The 17,141-nt window shown below is 66.8% G+C and carries 16 protein-coding genes; 13 read left to right on the top strand and 3 right to left on the bottom strand.

Features of this window, described 5'->3' with window-relative positions; translation table 11 throughout:
* Window positions 1-6: 6 nt before the first annotated feature.
* From fdx to HV798_RS14475, 4 genes are all read left to right on the top strand, one after another.
* Window positions 7-348: an ISC system 2Fe-2S type ferredoxin gene (gene fdx, locus HV798_RS14490; protein ID WP_006395860.1), complete on the top strand. Its 342-nt coding sequence runs from the start codon at window positions 7-9 to the stop codon at window positions 346-348.
* Complete coding sequence (gene iscX / locus HV798_RS14485) at window positions 348-542, top strand: Fe-S cluster assembly protein IscX (protein ID WP_025136001.1); 195 nt, start codon at window positions 348-350, stop codon at window positions 540-542. Before fdx ends, iscX begins: the two co-directional genes overlap by 1 nt.
* A 104-nt stretch (window positions 543-646) precedes the next feature.
* Complete coding sequence (locus HV798_RS14480; protein ID WP_175192052.1) at window positions 647-1,537, top strand: methylglyoxal synthase; 891 nt, start codon at window positions 647-649, stop codon at window positions 1,535-1,537.
* Window positions 1,538-1,747: 210 nt separating this feature from the next.
* Window positions 1,748-3,868 carry a TonB-dependent siderophore receptor gene (locus tag HV798_RS14475; RefSeq protein ID WP_175192053.1) on the top strand — a complete coding sequence of 707 codons (2,121 nt, stop codon included), beginning with the start codon at window positions 1,748-1,750 and terminating at the stop codon, window positions 3,866-3,868.
* A 22-nt stretch (window positions 3,869-3,890) separates the two neighbouring features.
* Here the strand turns inward: HV798_RS14475 and HV798_RS14470 are convergent, their stop codons facing one another.
* A complete protein-coding gene (locus tag HV798_RS14470; RefSeq protein ID WP_175192054.1) occupies window positions 3,891-4,694 on the bottom strand; it encodes an enoyl-CoA hydratase/isomerase family protein in 804 nt (267 codons plus the stop codon).
* Window positions 4,695-4,952: 258 nt separating this feature from the next.
* Between HV798_RS14470 and HV798_RS14465 the strand changes: the two genes are divergently transcribed.
* The 8 genes from HV798_RS14465 to HV798_RS14430 are packed head-to-tail and all read left to right on the top strand — an operon-like array spanning window position 4,953 to window position 13,375.
* Window positions 4,953-5,750, top strand: a complete 798-nt coding sequence (locus tag HV798_RS14465; protein ID WP_369797636.1) for an ABC transporter ATP-binding protein — start codon at window positions 4,953-4,955, stop codon at window positions 5,748-5,750.
* A complete protein-coding gene (locus HV798_RS14460; protein ID WP_025136005.1) occupies window positions 5,750-6,628 on the top strand; it encodes a branched-chain amino acid ABC transporter permease in 879 nt (292 codons plus the stop codon). Before HV798_RS14465 ends, HV798_RS14460 begins: the two co-directional genes overlap by 1 nt.
* A gap of 3 nt (window positions 6,629-6,631) precedes the next feature.
* Entirely contained in the window at window positions 6,632-7,669 is a 1,038-nt protein-coding gene (locus HV798_RS14455; RefSeq protein ID WP_175192055.1) for a branched-chain amino acid ABC transporter permease, read from the top strand.
* Between the two features lie 38 nt (window positions 7,670-7,707).
* A complete protein-coding gene (locus tag HV798_RS14450) occupies window positions 7,708-8,889 on the top strand; it encodes an ABC transporter substrate-binding protein (RefSeq protein ID WP_025136007.1) in 1,182 nt (393 codons plus the stop codon).
* Between the two features lie 52 nt (window positions 8,890-8,941).
* Complete coding sequence (locus tag HV798_RS14445; protein ID WP_025136008.1) at window positions 8,942-9,736, top strand: ABC transporter ATP-binding protein; 795 nt, start codon at window positions 8,942-8,944, stop codon at window positions 9,734-9,736.
* The gene (locus tag HV798_RS14440) at window positions 9,733-11,586 is read left to right on the top strand and encodes an AMP-dependent synthetase/ligase (protein ID WP_175192057.1); all 1,854 of its coding nucleotides are present in this window, start codon (window positions 9,733-9,735) and stop codon (window positions 11,584-11,586) included. The genes HV798_RS14445 and HV798_RS14440 overlap by 4 nt, the downstream gene beginning before the upstream one ends.
* The gene (locus HV798_RS14435) at window positions 11,583-12,737 is read left to right on the top strand and encodes a thiolase family protein (RefSeq protein ID WP_175192058.1); all 1,155 of its coding nucleotides are present in this window, start codon (window positions 11,583-11,585) and stop codon (window positions 12,735-12,737) included. Before HV798_RS14440 ends, HV798_RS14435 begins: the two co-directional genes overlap by 4 nt.
* A complete protein-coding gene (locus tag HV798_RS14430; protein WP_025136011.1) occupies window positions 12,734-13,375 on the top strand; it encodes a TetR/AcrR family transcriptional regulator in 642 nt (213 codons plus the stop codon). The genes HV798_RS14435 and HV798_RS14430 overlap by 4 nt, the downstream gene beginning before the upstream one ends.
* Before the next feature lie 12 nt (window positions 13,376-13,387).
* On the opposite strand, the gene HV798_RS14425 is transcribed toward HV798_RS14430, so the two are convergent.
* On the bottom strand, window positions 13,388-14,194 hold the full coding sequence (locus tag HV798_RS14425; protein ID WP_175192059.1) for a YggS family pyridoxal phosphate-dependent enzyme: 807 nt from the start codon (window positions 14,192-14,194) through the stop codon (window positions 13,388-13,390).
* Complete coding sequence (locus HV798_RS14420; RefSeq protein ID WP_175192060.1) at window positions 14,194-15,444, bottom strand: benzoate/H(+) symporter BenE family transporter; 1,251 nt, start codon at window positions 15,442-15,444, stop codon at window positions 14,194-14,196. Before HV798_RS14420 ends, HV798_RS14425 begins: the two co-directional genes overlap by 1 nt.
* Window positions 15,445-15,639: 195 nt before the next feature.
* Between HV798_RS14420 and pdxR the strand changes: the two genes are divergently transcribed.
* On the top strand, window positions 15,640-17,139 hold the full coding sequence (pdxR, locus tag HV798_RS14415; protein WP_175192061.1) for a MocR-like pyridoxine biosynthesis transcription factor PdxR: 1,500 nt from the start codon (window positions 15,640-15,642) through the stop codon (window positions 17,137-17,139).
* Window positions 17,140-17,141 lie beyond the last annotated feature (2 nt).

Here is a 17,141-nt window from a genome sequence, read left to right as displayed (position 1 = left end):
GAAGCTATGCCGAAACTGACCGTACTGCCTCACCCCGATTACTGCCCCGAGGGCGCCGTGATCGAAGACGCGCCCAAAGGCGTGTCGATCTGCCGCGTTCTGCTGGACAACCACATCGACATCGAGCATGCGTGCGAGCTGTCGTGCGCGTGCACGACCTGTCACGTGGTGGTCAAGCAGGGCTATGCGTCGCTGGAAGACGCGACCGACGACGAAGAGGATCTGCTGGACAAGGCCTGGGGCCTGACGCCGACCTCGCGCCTGTCGTGCCAGGCCTTGGTGACCGATGCCGACCTGACGGTCGAGATCCCCAAGTACACCATCAACCACGCCAAAGAGGGCCATTGATGAAGTGGACCGATACCTACCAGATCGCCGAAGCGCTGGTGGACGCCCATCCGGACGTCGACCCCAAGACGCTGCGTTTCACCCAACTGCGCGAATGGGTGCTGGCCTTGCCCGGGTTCAGTGATGATCCCGAGCGCAGCGGCGAGAAGATCCTGGAAGCCATCCAGATGGCCTGGATCGACGAAGCCGACTGAACCGCGCCGCAAACGCTCCCATCCGGGAGCGTTTTTGTTTTGGCGCGCCGGCTGCGCGGTATCATCAAGGCTCTTCTTGTTGTTCCAACCGCCCGAGTCTACCGATGCCCGCTGCCCCTTTGCGCTTTGGCCTGGCCGCCAACCGACTGCACCATGAAACGCCCGACGCCGCCTTGTTCAGCTGGTTGCGGGCGTGTTCGTCCACGATCCGCGAACTGGGCGTGCAGTTGCACACCGTGGGCCGCACGCACGACGCGATCGTGCGCGAAGGCATGCTGCAGGGCTATAGCGGCCTGATCCGCTATCCGTATGGCCGCGAAGGCGGCTTGATGAAGCTGGTGGCGCGCGTGACCGAGGGTCGCGACGGACAGGCGCCGTTCGACGGCGCGATCTACTTGATCGATCCCGTGGACCCGTCGTCGATTTTTCCCGAGGCCCTGGCGCTCAAGCGCCAATGCATCACGCACGGCCGGCCGTTCATTTCGACGCTGGCCGGCGCCATTGAATGGATGGAGGTCGAGCGCATCCATGCCGGCCTGGCGCCGGATGTGTCGGCCTCGCGGCTGTTCAATTACACGGGCCAGACGCTGGCGCTGATTGCCCACGATGCGCTCAAGGACGAGATGGTGGCATTTGCCAGCGAGCATTTCGACGTGCTGTCGCAGTTTGCGCGACGTGTGGCGACGGGCACGACGGGCGGCCGCCTGAACGACCTGGCCTGGTCGCGCGGCTGGCCCAAGGACACGCCCTGGGTGCATCGCTACCTGAGCGGCCCGCTGGGGGGCGACGCCCAGATTGCCGAGCTGGTGCTGGAACATCAATGCCAGCGCGTGATCTTCTTCGAAGACCCGCACGTGGCCCGCCAGCACGAAGCGGATATCCAGTTGCTGGAGCGCGCGGTGCGGGTGGTGACCGAATCGGCCACCTGCGCGACGTCGCCGTCCGTGGCGCGGCGCTGGGCCCTGGCTGTGCAGTTGCGCGCAGGGCGGGCGTAGGGCGGCAGGCTGAGCCTGCCCAAGCGGGACATGGCACGGCAGGCCGGGTAGGGACGGCACGCCGGCCATGACACGGCAGGCAAGGGCGGCGCGTGCGCCGCCCTTGTAGTTTGTGGTTTCTTGGCTATTCGAATCGTAAAAATAACCATTCTACGAAAGAGAACCATTAACATTTGGCTTTCAAAATCCATACAAAAGGGAGCCATGTTGATGTTTCGTCCTGTCATGTGCCGCCGCGTCGGAGTGGCCGCGGTATTGGGGCTGCTGCCCACCGTATTGCTCGCCCAGCAAGCCGCCGTGGGGCCCACTACGACGCTGCCCACCGTGACCGTGGAGGGCAGCGATGAGACGGCCACCGGTCCGGTGATGGGTTACGCGGCAACGCGGTCGGCTACGGCCACCAAGACCGATACGCCGCTGATCGAGACGGCGCAGTCGATCACCGTGGTGCCGCGCGACCAGATCGTGGACCAGGGGGCAACCAGCCTGCAGGACGCGCTGGGCTATGCGGCCGGAGTGCGATCCGATGCGTATGGAGTGGATTCGCGCACCGACAGCGTGCGGGTGCGGGGCACGGACGCCGACGTGTACCTGGACGGCCTGCGCCAGGCATTCGACTACTACACCAGCACGACGCGCCCCGATCCCTACCTGCTGGAGCGCATCGAGGTGCTGCGCGGACCGGCTGCGATGACGTATGGCCAGGGCAGCACGGGCGGCATCATCAACATGGTGAGCAAGCGCCCGCTGGCCGAGACGCAGCGCGAGGTGGGCGTGCAGTTCGGCAATCATGGGCGCAAGCAGGCGCAGATCGACCTGACGGGCCCCATTACCGAAGACGGCCAGTGGCTGTACCGCCTGGTGGCGCTGGGGCGCGACGCCGATACCCAGGTGCATCATGTGCCGGATGACCGCACGCTGGTAGCCCCATCGCTGACGTGGAAGCCCAGTGCGGCCACGACTTTCACGTTGCAGGCCCTGTACCAGAAGGACAAGTCCGGGTCGACGGCCCAATTCATGCCGTGGTCCGGCATGCGTACGCCGAATCCGAACGGCACCATCCCGACCTATCGCTTCATTGGCGAACCGGATCACGATCGCTACGATTCGGAGCGCCGCAGCATCGGCTGGCTGTTCGAGCACAAGTTCAACGACAAATGGTCGTTCAGCCAGGGCTTTCGGCACGCCAACAACAAGGTGACGTACTTCACGCATTATGCGGATTCGTTCACCGTGCCGGGGGGCTGGGCGGAAGACCCCATCAACCAGCGCATCATCGGCCGCTATGCCGATGATTCGATCACCAAGGTGCGCATGGACACGCTGGACCAGCACCTGACCGGGGAGGTGCGTACCGGCGCCGTGACCCACAAGCTGCTCCTGGGGCTGGACTGGGCGCGCTATCGCCGTGACCGCGAAAGCGGCAGCGGCAAGGATTCGATCGACGCCTATGCGCCGGTCTACGGCAATGGCTACATTCCGGTGCTGACGGGCGAACCGCAATTCACGCAGAGCCAGACCGGCATCTATCTGCAGGACCAGATGAAGATCGGCCAGCACTGGATCGTGACGGCGGGGCTGCGCCACGACCGCGCGCGCAGCCAGCTCGACGGCGGCGACGCGGACAAGGCCCAGGCCACCACCAAGCGCTTCGGGCTGATGTACGCGGCCAGCAACGGCTGGTCGCCGTATGTGAGCTACAGCGAATCGTTCACGCCGGTGGCCAGCACCACGCGCAGCACGCCCGATGGCGACGTGCCCGAGCTGTACAAGCCGCTGCGCGGCAAGCAGTGGGAGGCGGGGCTGAAGTACCAGTCGGAAGATGGCGGCCACCTGGCCACCGCGTCGGTGTATGACCTGCGGGAGAAGAACCGCCTGGTGCCGGACCCGACGTCGGCGCTGAACAACATCCAGACCGGCAAGACGCGCACGCGCGGCGTGGAACTGGAATGGCGCGGGCAGGTGACGTCATCGTTCGACGTGATCGCGCACTACAACTACATCGACCTGGACCCGAAACTGGAAGGCATTCCGCGCCATCAGGCCGCGGCGTGGGGCCGCTATCGCTTTGCGCTGGACAATCTGGACGGGCGCTTCACGGTGGGCGCCGGCGCGCGCTGGATGGCGTCGTTCCGCGATGGCGACGGGCCGAAGCTGGCGCCGGTGTGGCTGGTGGACAGCATGGTCTCGTATGAGACCAGCCAGTGGCGTTATGCCTTGAACGTCAACAACCTGATGGACAAGACCTACCTGGCCACGTGCCTGTCGCGCGGCGATTGCTGGTACGGCGCGCGGCGCAGCGTGATTGCGAGCGTCAGCTACAAGTTCTGAAGCCGGCCTGCGGGCGCGGCGCCTAGCGGCCCTGAAAGCGCGGCGCACGTTTCTCGCGGAAGGCGGTGACGCCTTCGGTGAAATCGTCGCGCCGGGCCGATGCCAGGAAGGTGGCGGTTTCTTCGGCCAATTGCGCTTCCAGCGACGCCTGCGCGGCGCTGCGCAGCAAGCGCTTGGCGCCGGCGATGCCGTGCGGTGCATGGCTGGCGATGGCCTGGGCGTAGGCCTGCGCCTGCGGTTCGAGCTGGCCCGCGGGGGCGCTGCGGGTGATGATGCCCCAGGCCTGTGCGTCGGCGGCGGTGAAGGCATCGTGGCGCAGCAGCAGGTCGAGCGCACGCTTGGGGCCCACCACACGCATGAGGCCATGCGTCATGCCGGCATCGGGGGTGGCGCCCAGCTTGAGATAGGCGGTCATGAAGCGCGTGTCGGCATCGGCGATGGCCAGGTCGCAGGCCAGCACCAGGGACAGGCCGGCGCCCGCGGCCACGCCGTGCACCTGGGCAAGCCAGATCTTGTCCATGCGCGCGATGCGCGACAGGAAATCGTTGAGCGGCGTGAAGAGATCGAGCAGCTTGCCGCGCACGGCATCGGCGCCGCCTTCGAACATCGCGATGTCGCCGCCTGCGCAGAAGGCCTTGCCCGCGCCGCGCAGCAGCACCACCCGGATATCGGCCTGCGTGTCGAGCCATTGCGCGGCGCGTTGCAGGTCTTGCGCCATGGCGACGCTGATGGCGTTCAGCGCGTTGGGCTGGTTCAAGGTCAGCGTGGCGATGCCATCGCCGGCATCAAGAAGCAGCGTTGGAAAGATCGGAAGGGAAGGGGTCATGGCCTGTCTCCGTTATCGGGTAAATACCAACTTTCGATCCAAAAACCACGATGCTATGGTCGGAACCGAGCGCTTGCTTGGTTGACCATCCGCACGGCAAGCGTAACGCATAGAACGATTTTCCGGCGCTGTACCAGCGTAGGTAAAGACAGGTTCGCTGCATCGCCTGCCTCGGGGCTACGCTGATTCACCGCCATTAGAAAAACAGCTTCGCGACACAGCGAGGAGACAAAGGTGGATCAATCCGACAGCCCTCCGTTGCTGGAGGTGGATGGGGTCACGTTGGCGTTCGGCGGGGTCAAGGCGCTCAGCGGCGTGGGCTTTCGCGTGGCGCCGGGGTCCATCACCACGGTCATCGGCCCCAATGGCGCGGGCAAGACGTCGCTGTTCAACACCATTTCCGGGTTCTACCGGCCGGCCGCAGGCACGATCCGCTTTCTGGGACGCGACATCACGCGCGTCGCCGCGCCCGAACGGGCCCGCCTGGGGCTGGCGCGCAGCTTCCAGAACATTGCGCTGTTTCGCGGCATGACGGTGCTGGACAACATCAAGCTGGGGCGCCATGCGCACCTGCGCAGCACGGTGCTGGACGCGCTGCTGTACCTGGGCCGCGCCCGCCGCGAGGAAATGGCGCTGCGCGCCGACATCGAAGAACGCATCATCGATTTCCTGGAGATCGACCACATCCGCCATGCGCCGGTGGCGGCGCTGTCGTACGGGCTGCAAAAGCGCGTGGAACTGGCGCGCGCGCTGGCGATGAACCCCAAGGTGCTGATGCTGGACGAGCCGGTGGCCGGCATGAACCGCGAGGAAACCGATGACATGGCGCGCTTCATCCTGGATGCGCGCGCCGAATGGGGCGTGACGGTGCTGATGGTGGAGCACGACATGGGCATGGTGATGGACCTGTCGGACCACGTGGTGGTGCTGAACTTCGGCCAGGTGATCGCCGATGGGTCGCCGACGCAGGTGCAGGCGGATCCGGAAGTCATCAAGGCCTATCTGGGCGCGGGCGACGTGGGCGACCTGCGGCGCCGGCTGCGGGAGGCGGCCTGATGGACGGGCTGTTCTTCCTGGAAGTGTCGCTGGCCGGGCTGGGCAGCGGCGGGCTGTATGCGCTGGCGGCGCTGGCGTTCGTGATCGTCTACAAGGCGACGCGGGTGGTCAACATCGCCATCGGTGAATTCCTGATGCTGGGCGCGTATGTGTTCTACGCCTTTGCCGCCGGCATGGCGTGGCCGGTGTGGTTGGCGATCGCGGGGGCGGTAGGCGTGTCGGCGGCGCTGGGCGCGCTGGTCGAGCGTTTGACGATCCGGCCGATGCTGGGCGAATCGCCGATCTCGGTGTTCATGATCACGGTGGGGCTGGCGTCGATCCTGGTGGGGGTGGTGGAGCTGATCTGGACGGCGGACCAGCGCCGCTTGCCCGAATTCATGCCGCGCGCACCGGTGATGGTGGGCGAGGCCTTCGTGGCGCCCAAGGTGTTCTACGGCTTCTGGGTGGCGGTGGCGTTCGTGCTGCTGGTGCTGGCCGTGTTTCGCTACTGGCGCGGCGGGGTGGCCCTGCGCGCCACGGCATCGGACCAGGGCGCGGCCTACGCGATGGGCATCAACGTGCCGCGGGTGTTTTCGCTGTCGTGGGCGGCAGCGGGCGCGATTGCCGCGGTGTCGGGAGTGATCGTGGGCGCGATCGGCGGCATTTCTTCGTCGATGGGCGTATTTGGCCTGTCGGTGCTGGTGGTGGTGATCGTGGGCGGCCTGGACAGCGTGGCGGGCGCGCTGGTGGGCGGGATCTTCATCGGTTTGCTGGAAGCCTGGGCCGGCGCCTATCTGGGCGGCGAATACAAATTGCTGGCGACCTTCGTGGTGCTGGTGGTGGTGCTGATGCTGCGGCCTTATGGGCTGTTCGGCACCCGCGAGATCGAGAGGCTGTAGCCGATGCGCATCGCGACCGCGAAAGAGACGTACCTGGCCGACCAGGCGCTGTTCGATACCCGCACGCAGCGGCTGTGGCTGGCGCTGCTGGCGGCATCGCTAGTGTTGTTCCCGTTCGTGGCGGACGCCTATTGGCTGTACCTGGCCTGCCTGGTGGCCATCAATGTGGCCAGCGCGACGGGCCTGAACATTCTGACGGGCTACACGGGCCTGGTGAGCCTGGGGCAGGCGGCCTTCATGGGACTGGGCGCGTACACGGTGGCGGTGATGGAACTGCGCCTGGGCACGCCGGTGCTGGTCAATCTGCTGGGCGGGGGCGTGGTGGCAATGCTGGGCGGCCTGCTGGTGGGTATTCCGTCGCTGCGGGTCAAGGGGCTGTACCTGGCGATATCGACCATTGCGGCGTCGTTCATTGCACATTTCGTCTTCGCCAATTGGCAGTTCACCGGCGGCACCGGCGGGTTGCAGGTGCCGCCCGCCCGCATCCTGGGCATGGATCTGGACACGTCGTTCAAGATCTATTGGCTGATCGTGCCGCTGACCGTGCTGATGGTGCTGGGCGCGGCCAATCTGTTTCGTACGCGCATCGGCCGGGCGTTCATCGCGATCCGCGACCGCGATATCTCGGCCGAAGTGCTGGGCATCCACCTGCTGCGCTACAAGCTGCTGTCGTTCGGCCTGTCGTCGTTCTATGCCGGGGTGGCGGGCGGGCTGTGGGCGTATTTCTTTCGCGTGGTCACGCCGGAGAGCTTTCCGCTGATCATGTCGATCTTCTTTCTGGCTGCCATCATCGTGGGCGGCATGGGCTCGATCCTGGGTTCCATCCTGGGCGCCGTGTTCATGACGATGGTGCCCGAACTGCTCAAGCTGATCGTGGGCTGGCTGCCGGTGGGGGGCGATGCCCTGAGCCTGATTTCGCCCGTACGCACGATCGTGTTCGGCCTGCTGATTGTGGGCTTTCTGATCTTCGAGCCCCACGGGCTCGCGGAAATCTGGCGCCGCGTGCGCCGCTACTTCCACCTGTGGCCATTCCGCACCTAGACGGCGGCCGCGCACCCAGAGAACCAGGAGACATCAACATGAAGCGCATCCGGATAGGCAGCGGTTTATCGAAGTTGCTGGCGCCCTTGGGCGTGGCGATGGCCATGGCGGCCGCGCCCGCGGCCCACGCCGAAGAAGACCTGGTGCTGGGCGGCTCGATTCCGCTGAGCGGGGTGTTCGCGTTTGCCGGGCAGGGCATCCATGCCGGCATCACCGACTACGTGAAGATCATCAACGACCAGGGCGGGGTGAAGGGCCGCAAGGTGCGTTACGTGCCGGAAGACACGGCCTACAAGGTGGATGCGTCGGTGGCGGCCTTCAAGAAGATCACCAGCCAGAACAAGGTGAATTTCTACTACGGCGATTCGACCGGGTTTTCCAAGACCATCAACGCCGAACTGAACCGCGCGGGCAGCATCCTGATGACGGGCGCCTCGTTCGCCACCGAACTGAACGATCCGGCCAAGTATCCGGCGCAGTTCATGCTGGGGCCGGACTACACCGAGATGTTCGGCATTCTGCTGCGCTACATCGCCAAGGAAAAGCCGGGGGCCAAGGTGGCGTTCGTGTATTCGGACACCGAGTTCGGACGCGACCCGATTGCGAGTTCGCGCGCCGTGGCGCAGAAGCTGGGGCTGACGGTGGCCACCGAGATCATGACGCCGCCCGGCAGCGTGGACGTATCGACCGAGGTGATCAAGCTGCGCCGCGCGGATCCGGACTTCACGATTTTCCATGGCTACGTGCTGGCGCCGATTCCGGAATTCGTCGGCCAGGGCAAGCGCATGGGCCTGAAGACGCGATACATGGGCACGTTCTGGACCATGGACAATTCCACCGTGATGCAGATGGGCGAGGACGCCGAAGGCTTCATGGGCGTGATGCCTTACCGTTACTACTATGACGACGCGGCCGATGCGCCGATGCTCAAGAAGATCCGCGAAATGCGGCCGCAGTACCAGAGCACGGGCTACATGCAGGGCTTCCTGGCTGCGATGCTGTTCACCGAAGTCGCCAAGCGCACGCTGGATGCGGGTAAAGAGCTGACCAGCGCCAACATGAAGGCCGCGCTGGAAGGCATCAAGGACTTCGACACCGGTGGCCTGATCGGCGTGCCGATCTCGATCAAGGGCAATTCCATTCCCGTGGGCCGGATCTATCGCGCGGACACCAAGCAGAAGCAGATGGTGCCGGCGTCGGACTGGATCGTGCTGCAGTGAGGCGGCCGTGATACCCGGAATCGTCGCAACGACGCCAGCGCCGCCCGCGGCGGTGCTGGACATCAACAACATCGAGGTCGTCTACAACAAGGCGGTGCAGGTGCTGCGCGGCCTGTCGCTGTCGGTGCCGACAGGCGCCATCGTGGCGCTGCTGGGCAGCAACGGCGCGGGCAAGTCGACCACGCTGAAGGCCGTGTCGCGCCTGCTGGACCTGGAGGACGGCGAACTGGTGCGTGGCCGCATCGCGTTCGATGGCGGCGATACGGCGGGCGCGCGGCCGCAGAACCTGGTGCGCGCGGGGCTGGCGCATGTGATGGAAGGGCGCCGCGTGTTCGAGGACCTGACGGTGGAAGAGAACCTGGTGGCCGCGACCTACGCGCTGACCGGGCGGCCCGGCGCCAAGGTGGATTTCGACCTGGTCTATGGCTATTTTCCGCGGCTGCACGAGCGTCGCCGCGGCCTGGCGGGCTATCTGTCGGGCGGCGAGCAGCAGATGCTGGCGATCGGCCGCGCGCTGATCGCGCAGCCCAAGCTGATGCTGCTGGACGAGCCGTCGCTGGGGCTGTCGCCGATGCTGGTGGAAACGATTTTCTCGATCATTGCCCGGATCAATCGCGAACAGGGGGTGTCGATGCTGCTGGTCGAGCAGAACGCGTCGGTGGCGCTGGCGGTGGCCCACTATGGCTACATCATGGAAACGGGCAAGGTGGTCATCGACGGCACGGCCGACAAGCTGGCGGCGGACCCGGACGTGCGCGAGTTCTACCTGGGCGTGGGCGGCTCGGGCGAGGCCCGCGGCTTTCGCGATATCAAGCACTACAAGCGCCGCAAGCGCTGGCTGTCATGACGGCGCCCGATGCTTCGCGGCCGGCGGACGGTCTCTGGCCGGCGCTGACCTTGCCGCAGATGCTGCGCGAACAGGCGCGCCGCCAGCCGGCCGGCATTGCCGTGCGGCAGAAGGACTTCGGTATCTGGCAGCCGGTGTCGTGGGCGCAGTACTGGCAGCGGGCCTGCCGCGTGGGGCTGGGCTTGCAGGCCGAAGGCCTGTCTCGCGGCGGCCGGGTGGCCATCGTGTCCGACAACCGCCTGGAATGGCTGCTGGTGCAGCTGGGCGCGGGCGCGGTGGGTGGCGTGGCCGTGGGCGTGTACGCCACCAGCCCGGCCGAGGAAATGGGCTACGTGCTGGAACATGCCGACGTCGAACTGGTGGTGTGCGAAGACCAGGAACAGACCGACAAGGTATTGCAGGTGGCGCACCGGCTGCCGCTTTTGCGCCGCATTGTAGTGATGGAAACCAAGGGGTTGCGCTCGTATCCGCCCGCCGAACGTGCGCGCATCGTTGCCTTCGCCGAACTCGAAGCGGAAGGCCTGCGGCGCGAGACCGACGGGCTGGAGGCGCTCAATGCCTGGCTGGACACGCAACAGCTGGATGACCTGGGGCTGATGATCTACACGTCCGGCTCCACGGGCAAGCCCAAGGGCGCGATGCTGAGCTACCGCAACATGCGCGGCGTGGCTCCTGGCATCGCCGACCGACTGTCGATGGATGCCGGCAGCGTGCACCTGTCGTACCTGCCGCTGTGCCATGTGGCCGAACAGATGCTGTCGACCTTCGTGCCGATCTATCTGGGGGCGCAGGTCAATTTCGGCGAGTCGATCCGCACGGTGCAGGAAGATCTGCGCGAGGTGGCGCCCACGGTGTTCCTGGGCGTGCCGCGCATCTGGGAAAAGCTGCACGCGTCGATCTCGATCAAGATGCAGGAAGCGGGCCGGCTGCAGCAATGGCTGTATCGGCGGGCGGTGGCCGCCTGCACGCCGTTCCTGGAAAAATCCGCGCGGCAACGCAGCGTGGGCGAAAGGCTGACCTATGCGCTGTGGTACGTGCTGGTACTGCGAGCCTTGCAGAATTTCATCGGCCTGCGCCGGGTCGGGGTGGCAATGACGGGGGCGGCTCCCATTGCCCCTGACGTGGTGCGGTATTTCCGCACGATCGGTGTGCCATTGGTAGAGGTGTATGGCCTGACCGAATCGGCGGGCATGATCTTTGGCCAGCATCCGGATCGCGTCAAAGTGGGTACGGTGGGCGAGGCGATTTTGGGGGTCGATTGGCGCCTGGGCGACGCGGATGAACTGCAGGTGCGCGGCGACATGGTGTTTGCCGGCTACTACAAGAACGACGCGGCCACCGCCGATACCGTGCGGGACGGCTGGCTGCACACGGGCGACGTGGCCGCGGTGCAGGACGGACGCCTGCGCATCGTCGATCGCCTGAAAGACATCATGATCACGGCCGGTGGCAAGAACCTGACGCCGTCGGAAATCGAGAACGCGGTCAAGAGCAGCCCCTATGTGAAGGAGTGCGTGATCGTCGCGGATGGCCGCCGCTTTGTCGCAGCATTGATCCAGCTGGAATTCGACACGGTGGGCAAATGGGCGGAATCGCGGCGCATCGCCTTTACGCATTTCCGGTCGCTGGCCGAATGCGCAGAGGTGCGCGAGCTGGTGGCGGGCGAGGTGGCGCGCGCCAATGCCGGGCTGGCGCCGGTGGCGCAGATCAAGCGCTTTCATCTCTTGACCAAGGAACTGGACCACGATGATGGCGAGGTGACCGCGACCATGAAGGTACGGCGCGCCAGCATCTACCGCAGTTATGCGGACGATATCGAGCGGCTGTACGCCGAGGAGACACCGGCATGAACGAAGCGGTGATTGTGGAGGCCGTGCGCACGCCCTTCGGGCGGCGTGGCGGCCGCTGGGCCGACAGGCGGCCCGATGATTTGCTGGCCGATGCCATCCAGGGCTTGTTGGGGCGGGCCGGCCTGCCGCCTGGCCAGGTCGAGGACGTGCTGGCCGGCTGCGTCAGCCAGGCCGGCGAGCAGGGCGCCAATATCGGCCGCCTGGCGGCGCTGCTGGCGGGTTTGCCCGAGACGGTGCCGGGCCTGTCGCTGAACCGCATGTGCGGGTCCAGCCAGCAGGCGGTGCACATGGGGGCGCAGGCCATCGCCGCGGGCGACATGCGTTATGTCGTTGCGGGCGGGGTGGAAAGCATGAGCCGCGTGCCGATGTTCCTGGACGTGACGTTGGGGCAGGGTGAGTTTCGCGGGTTCGATTCGCTGAACCCCGGGCTGCTGCAGCGCTATCCGCTGGTGCATCAGATCGAAAGCGCGGAACGCATCGCCGAACAATGGGGGCTGACGCGCGCCGAGATGGATGCGTGGTCGGTGCAGAGCCACGCCCGTGCCTGGGCGGCGGCCTCGGCTGGCTGGCATAGCGAACTGCTGGCGGGGCCGGCGGGGCTGCCGCTGCGCGACGAAGGCATTCGCGAACGGGCGGACCCGGCCAAGATGGCCACGCTGGCGCCGGCCTTGCGCCCGCCGGGCCAGGGTAATGTCACCGCGGCCCAGGCCAGCCAGTTGGCCGATGGCGCGGCCGCCGTGCTGCTGGCGGACCGGCAGGCGGCGCTGGCCGACGGCCTGCGTCCGCAGGCGCGTTTTCGCGCCCGCGTGGCGGTCGGTTCGGACCCGGTGCTGCAACTGACCGGCGTGATTCCCGCCACCGAACAGGCGTTGGCGCGTGCCGGCCTGCGCCTGCAGGACATGGACTGGATCGAGATCAACGAGGCCTTTGCCAGCGTGGTGCTGGCGTGGCAGCGTAGCCTGGATGCCGACCCGGCGCGCGTGAATCCGTGGGGCGGCGCCATCGCCCACGGCCATCCGCTGGGCGCGACGGGCGCGGGCCTGATGGCCAAGATGTTGGCGGGGCTGCGCGCCACGGGTGGCCAGTTCGGCCTGCAGGTCATGTGCATCGGCCATGGCATGGCGACCGCGACGGTGATCGAACGCTTATGAGCCGGCCAGCCAGGGACGTACCGGCCAGCCACGAGGACGGGGCGGAATCGCTGCGCCGCGACGAGGTGATCCTGACGGCCGGACGCCTCTTTCGCCAGCACGGCTACGAACGCACGACGGTGCGCGAACTGGCGCGGGCCGTGGGTTTGCAGTCGGGCAGCCTGTTCCATCATTTCCGCAGCAAAGAAGAAATCCTGGTGGCGGTGATGAACAACGGCATCCAGGAAGTGCTGGATGGTGGCCGCCAGGCGCTGGATCACTACCAGGCGCCAGCCGACCGTCTGGCGGCGCTGTTCCGGGTGCATATGTGGAGCATGCTGCACGGCGCCGGGGGCGACGCGATGAACGCGCTGGTGTACGAATGGCGCAGCCTGTCGGCGCCCAGCCAGGCCAGCGTCAAGGGCTTGAGCGACCGCTATGAAGCGATGTGGCAGCAGGTGGTGGCGGCGGCGGTGGCGGCGGGCCTGCTGCGGGGCGACGCCCGGGTGATCAAGCGTTGCGTGCTGGGCGCCATGAATCTGACGGTGCAGTGGTACAAGCCGGACGGCCGGCTGGCGCCCGCCGCGTTCATCGACGAAATGCTGGTGGCCAGCCTGCCGGGCCTGCCGCCAGAAGCTGGCCGCTGGCCCTTGGGCTAAGGGGCGGTTCGGCTATTCGCCGGTGGGCCAGTAGTGGCTGTCCGGCAAGGCGCGGGCGCCGAAGATGGCCTGGCCCACGCGCACCACGGTGGCGCCTTCTTCGATGGCGATTTCGAAGTCGCCCGACATGCCCATGGACAGCTCGTCCAGCGCGATGCCCGCGGGCGCGTCCTGGCGCAATTGCTCGCGCAGGCTGCGCAGCAGCACGAAACACTGGCGTACCCGCACAGCTTCGCTGGAGAACAGCGCCAGCGTCATCAACCCGCGCACGCGCAGCGCGGTGAATGCCGGCATGGCGCGGACAAAGGCGGCGGCCTCTTCGGGGGGAAGGCCGTACTTGCTGGGTTCGCCGGACGTGTTGACCTGCACGAACACATCCAGCGAACGGCCTTCGGCCTGCAGGCGGCGGTCCAGCGCCTCGGCTACGCGCAGGCTGTCCAGGGCCTGGAACTCGCTCGCGAAACGGGCGACCACCTTGGCCTTGTTGGTCTGCAGATGGCCGATGACGGACCAGCGCAGGTCGGTCAGGTCGGTGGTGGCTTCCCATTTGCGCAGGGCTTCCTGCACCTTGTTTTCGCCCAGCAGCCGGCAGCCCGCGGCGTAGGCCAGCCGGATGCGGGATTCGTCCATGGTCTTGCTGACGGGCAATAGACGCACGTCGCGCGGGTCGCGGCCGGCGCGCTCGCAGGCGGCCTGGATGCGTGCGTGCACGGCAGCGAGGTTGTGGCGGAAGTCTTCGACGGTCAGCGCCTGCGGATAGCGGCCGTGCTGATCATGGCGAGTTTGTGTGTCGTCGGTGGGGGGCAGGTCAGGTTGCATTACTTCACCATGTCCTTGGCGGCCGCGGGGGCGGCGATGGATGTGTCAGTGTAGCGGGTGCGCGTCGGCAGGCGGCCGTTGAGCAGGGCGTGGGCGGCCAGACCGATGAGCAGGCCCCAGAACGCGCCGCCGATGCCGAACAGTTTGATGTTGGCCGCGGCGGCCAGGAAGGTGATCAGCGAGGCCTCGCGCGTCTTGGCATCGGCCAGCGCGCCGGCCAGGCTGGCGCCGATGGTGCCCAGCAAGGCCAGGCCGGCCAGCGTGGTGATGAAGGTGGCGGGCAACGCCATGAAGACCGCCGCCAGCGTGACCCCGAAGACGCCGACGACGATGTAGAACACGCCCGCCGCGATGCCGGCAACCCAGCGCCGGGACGGGTCTTCGTGGGATTCCCGGCCGGTGCAGATGGCGGCCGTGATCGCGGCCAGATTGAAGGCGTGTGACCCGAAGGGCGCCATCAGCAGCGACCCCAGGCCCGTGACCGTGACAATGCCGTTGGCGCGGGTCTTGAAGCCGTCGTTGCGCAGCACCAGCATGCCGGGCATGTACTGGCCCGTCAGCGTAATCAGGAACAGCGGCAGGGCGACGCTGAGCGCGGCATTGAGCGAGAAGGCGGGCGAGGTGTAGACGGGCGCGGCCAGCGTCAGTGTCAGGGCAGACAGGTCGACGCGGTTCTGCAGCAGCAGCAGGGCCAGGCCCGACACCAGGATGCCGACCACGGCGTAGCGGGCAGTGAAGCGCTTGAGCACCACATAGGCCAGGATCAGCCAGCCTGCCAGCAAGGGGTCCAGGCTGATGCCGCCGAAGGCGCCGATACCAAACGGCAGCAGGATGCCGGCCAGGAGGCCCGCCGCCACGCCGGGAGGAATCAGGCGGATGAGTTTCTCGAAGCAGCCGGACAGGCCCAGCACGACGAAGGCGGCAGCAGAGATCAGGTAGGCGCCCACGGCTTCGGCGTATGGCGTGGTGGCCAGGGCCGTGACCAGGAAGGCGGCGGCGGGCGTGGACCAGGCGGTGATGATGGGTTCGCGCGTGGCCCAGCTGAGCAGGATGCCTGTGACGCCCACACCGATGGAAATGGACCAGACCCACGAGGCGGTGTGGGCCGGGTCCAGGCCGGCCGCCTTGGCGGCCTGGAATACCAGAATGAACGTGCCGCCGTAGTTGACGATGACCGAGATGAGGCCGGCGATGACGGGATGCAGAAGGTCGCGCCATTGCAGGGCGGGGCGAGAGACGGGGGAATACATGGCGTAGGGGCCGGCCTGGAGAGGGGAAGGTTGGAGGGAAAGTCGTTTTATAGCGCCGTAATGGACTACTGAAGCCCTATGCTTCTTTAGATACCACCAGACCACTTTTTCCGGCTGTCCACATTGCGGCCGATGTTTCTGTCCCCTAGAATGGCCTGCCGCGACACTTCATTGCGCGGCTTTCAGGCAGACCGCATGAGCAAGGCATTCGAACTGGAAACCCTGAAGATCCGCATGGCCGATGCGGATCTTCAATGGCTGGACCTGCACCAGCGCATCCAGCGTGCGCTGGGGGCGTTGATCCTGGACGGAGCGCTGGGCGCGGGCGTGAAGCTGCCCGCGACGCGTACGCTGGCCCAGTCGCTGGGCGTGGCGCGGGACACGGTCGAAAATGCCTACGTGCAGCTGCACCGCGACGGCTTCATTTCCCGTCGCAAGGGCTCGGGCAGCTACGTGTCCGCCACTCTTGGCGCGGACCTGCGCGGGGCGGCCGGCCGGCGCGCCAAGGCCCCGCCGCGTGCAGCCACGGTGGCCTCGCCTGGGGAAGGCCTGAGCCGGCGAGGCCGTTCGATCTTCGATAGCGGCGGCGTGGCCGACCAGCAGGCGATCCAGCCGTTCGCCACCGGGCTGCCCGAGACGCGGACGTTTCCCACCGAGGTCTGGGAGCGACTGCAACGCCAGGTGCTCAAGGAGCATCGCGGCCATGTGTTGCTGCATGGCGATCCGCAGGGGGCCGAGCCGCTGCGCAAGGCGATTGCCACATATCTGAATCTGGAACGCGGCGCCAAGGTGACGGCGCGCCAGATCGTGGTGCTGAGCAGCACGCGCCAGGCGCTGTTCCTGTGCGCGCAACTGCTGGCCGACGCCGGCAAGCCGATTCTGCTGGAGAACCCCGGCTACTTTGGCGCGCGCAAGGCGTTCGAATTCGCCGAGGCCCGCATCGTGCCGATCGACGTGGACGCGCAGGGCATTCGCACGGACTTGCTGCGCGCCGACCGCAGCGGCGCCGCCTGCGTCTACGTGACGCCGTCGCATCAATACCCCACCGGGGCGACGCTGTCGCTGGCGCGCCGGCTGGAACTGACCCGCTGGGCCGGTGAAACCGGCAAGTGGATCATCGAAGACGACTACGACAGCGAATTTCACTACGACGGCTTGCCGACCGCCTGCGTGCAGGGCCTGGACAAGCACGGCCGCACGATCTATCTCGGCACGTTCAGCAAGACGCTGTTTCCGGGCTTGCGGATGGGGTACATGGCGTTGCCCGAGGAATTGGTGGACGCCTTCAGCCGCGCGCGCAGCATCGTCGACGGGCACACGCCGCAGATCCTGCAACTGACTTTGGCGCGCTTCATGGACGATGGGCACTACAACTCGCATGTGCGCGCCATGCGCAAGCTGTATGCGGCGCGGCGCGAGGTCATGCTGGACGCCGTGGCGCGCCACTTGCAGGGGGTGGCGCGGGCGGTGCGGCCCGAAGGGGGATTGCAGATTCCCTGCCTGCTGGAACCGGGCTGGTCCGAGGTGGACACGATCCGCCGGGCGGCCGCGGCCGGCGTGGCGTTGCCGGGGCTGAGCCGCCTGTATGCGGGGCCGGTGCAACAGCAGGGGTGGCTGCTGGGCTACGCGTCGCTGAGCGCCCACGAAATCGAGACGGCCATGCGGCGCCTGGCCGGGGCCTTGCGCCGCGCGTAGCG

Source organism: Achromobacter deleyi, assembly GCF_902859705.1.
GTDB lineage: Bacteria > Pseudomonadota > Gammaproteobacteria > Burkholderiales > Burkholderiaceae_B > Achromobacter > Achromobacter deleyi.
The sequence above is the reverse complement of the archived record's forward strand: the minus strand, read 5'-3'. Positions and strand labels throughout refer to the sequence as shown.

Excerpts from the sequence above, each read along its gene's own strand:
- HV798_RS14430 (WP_025136011.1), top strand. The coding sequence starts at position 12,734 with ATGAGCCGGCCAGCCAGGGACGTACCGGCCAGCCACGAGGACGGGGCG.
- fdx (WP_006395860.1), top strand. The coding sequence starts at position 7 with ATGCCGAAACTGACCGTACTGCCTCACCCCGATTACTGCCCCGAGGGC.
- HV798_RS14420 (WP_175192060.1), bottom strand. The coding sequence starts at position 15,444 with ATGTATTCCCCCGTCTCTCGCCCCGCCCTGCAATGGCGCGACCTTCTG.
- HV798_RS14460 (WP_025136005.1), top strand. The coding sequence starts at position 5,750 with ATGGACGGGCTGTTCTTCCTGGAAGTGTCGCTGGCCGGGCTGGGCAGC.
- HV798_RS14450 (WP_025136007.1), top strand. The coding sequence starts at position 7,708 with ATGAAGCGCATCCGGATAGGCAGCGGTTTATCGAAGTTGCTGGCGCCC.
- pdxR (WP_175192061.1), top strand. The coding sequence starts at position 15,640 with ATGAGCAAGGCATTCGAACTGGAAACCCTGAAGATCCGCATGGCCGAT.
- HV798_RS14475 (WP_175192053.1), top strand. The coding sequence starts at position 1,748 with ATGTTTCGTCCTGTCATGTGCCGCCGCGTCGGAGTGGCCGCGGTATTG.
- iscX (WP_025136001.1), top strand. The coding sequence starts at position 348 with ATGAAGTGGACCGATACCTACCAGATCGCCGAAGCGCTGGTGGACGCC.
- HV798_RS14470 (WP_175192054.1), bottom strand. The coding sequence starts at position 4,694 with ATGACCCCTTCCCTTCCGATCTTTCCAACGCTGCTTCTTGATGCCGGC.
- HV798_RS14440 (WP_175192057.1), top strand. The coding sequence starts at position 9,733 with ATGACGGCGCCCGATGCTTCGCGGCCGGCGGACGGTCTCTGGCCGGCG.
- HV798_RS14455 (WP_175192055.1), top strand. The coding sequence starts at position 6,632 with ATGCGCATCGCGACCGCGAAAGAGACGTACCTGGCCGACCAGGCGCTG.
- HV798_RS14480 (WP_175192052.1), top strand. The coding sequence starts at position 647 with ATGCCCGCTGCCCCTTTGCGCTTTGGCCTGGCCGCCAACCGACTGCAC.
- HV798_RS14425 (WP_175192059.1), bottom strand. The coding sequence starts at position 14,194 with ATGCAACCTGACCTGCCCCCCACCGACGACACACAAACTCGCCATGAT.
- HV798_RS14435 (WP_175192058.1), top strand. The coding sequence starts at position 11,583 with ATGAACGAAGCGGTGATTGTGGAGGCCGTGCGCACGCCCTTCGGGCGG.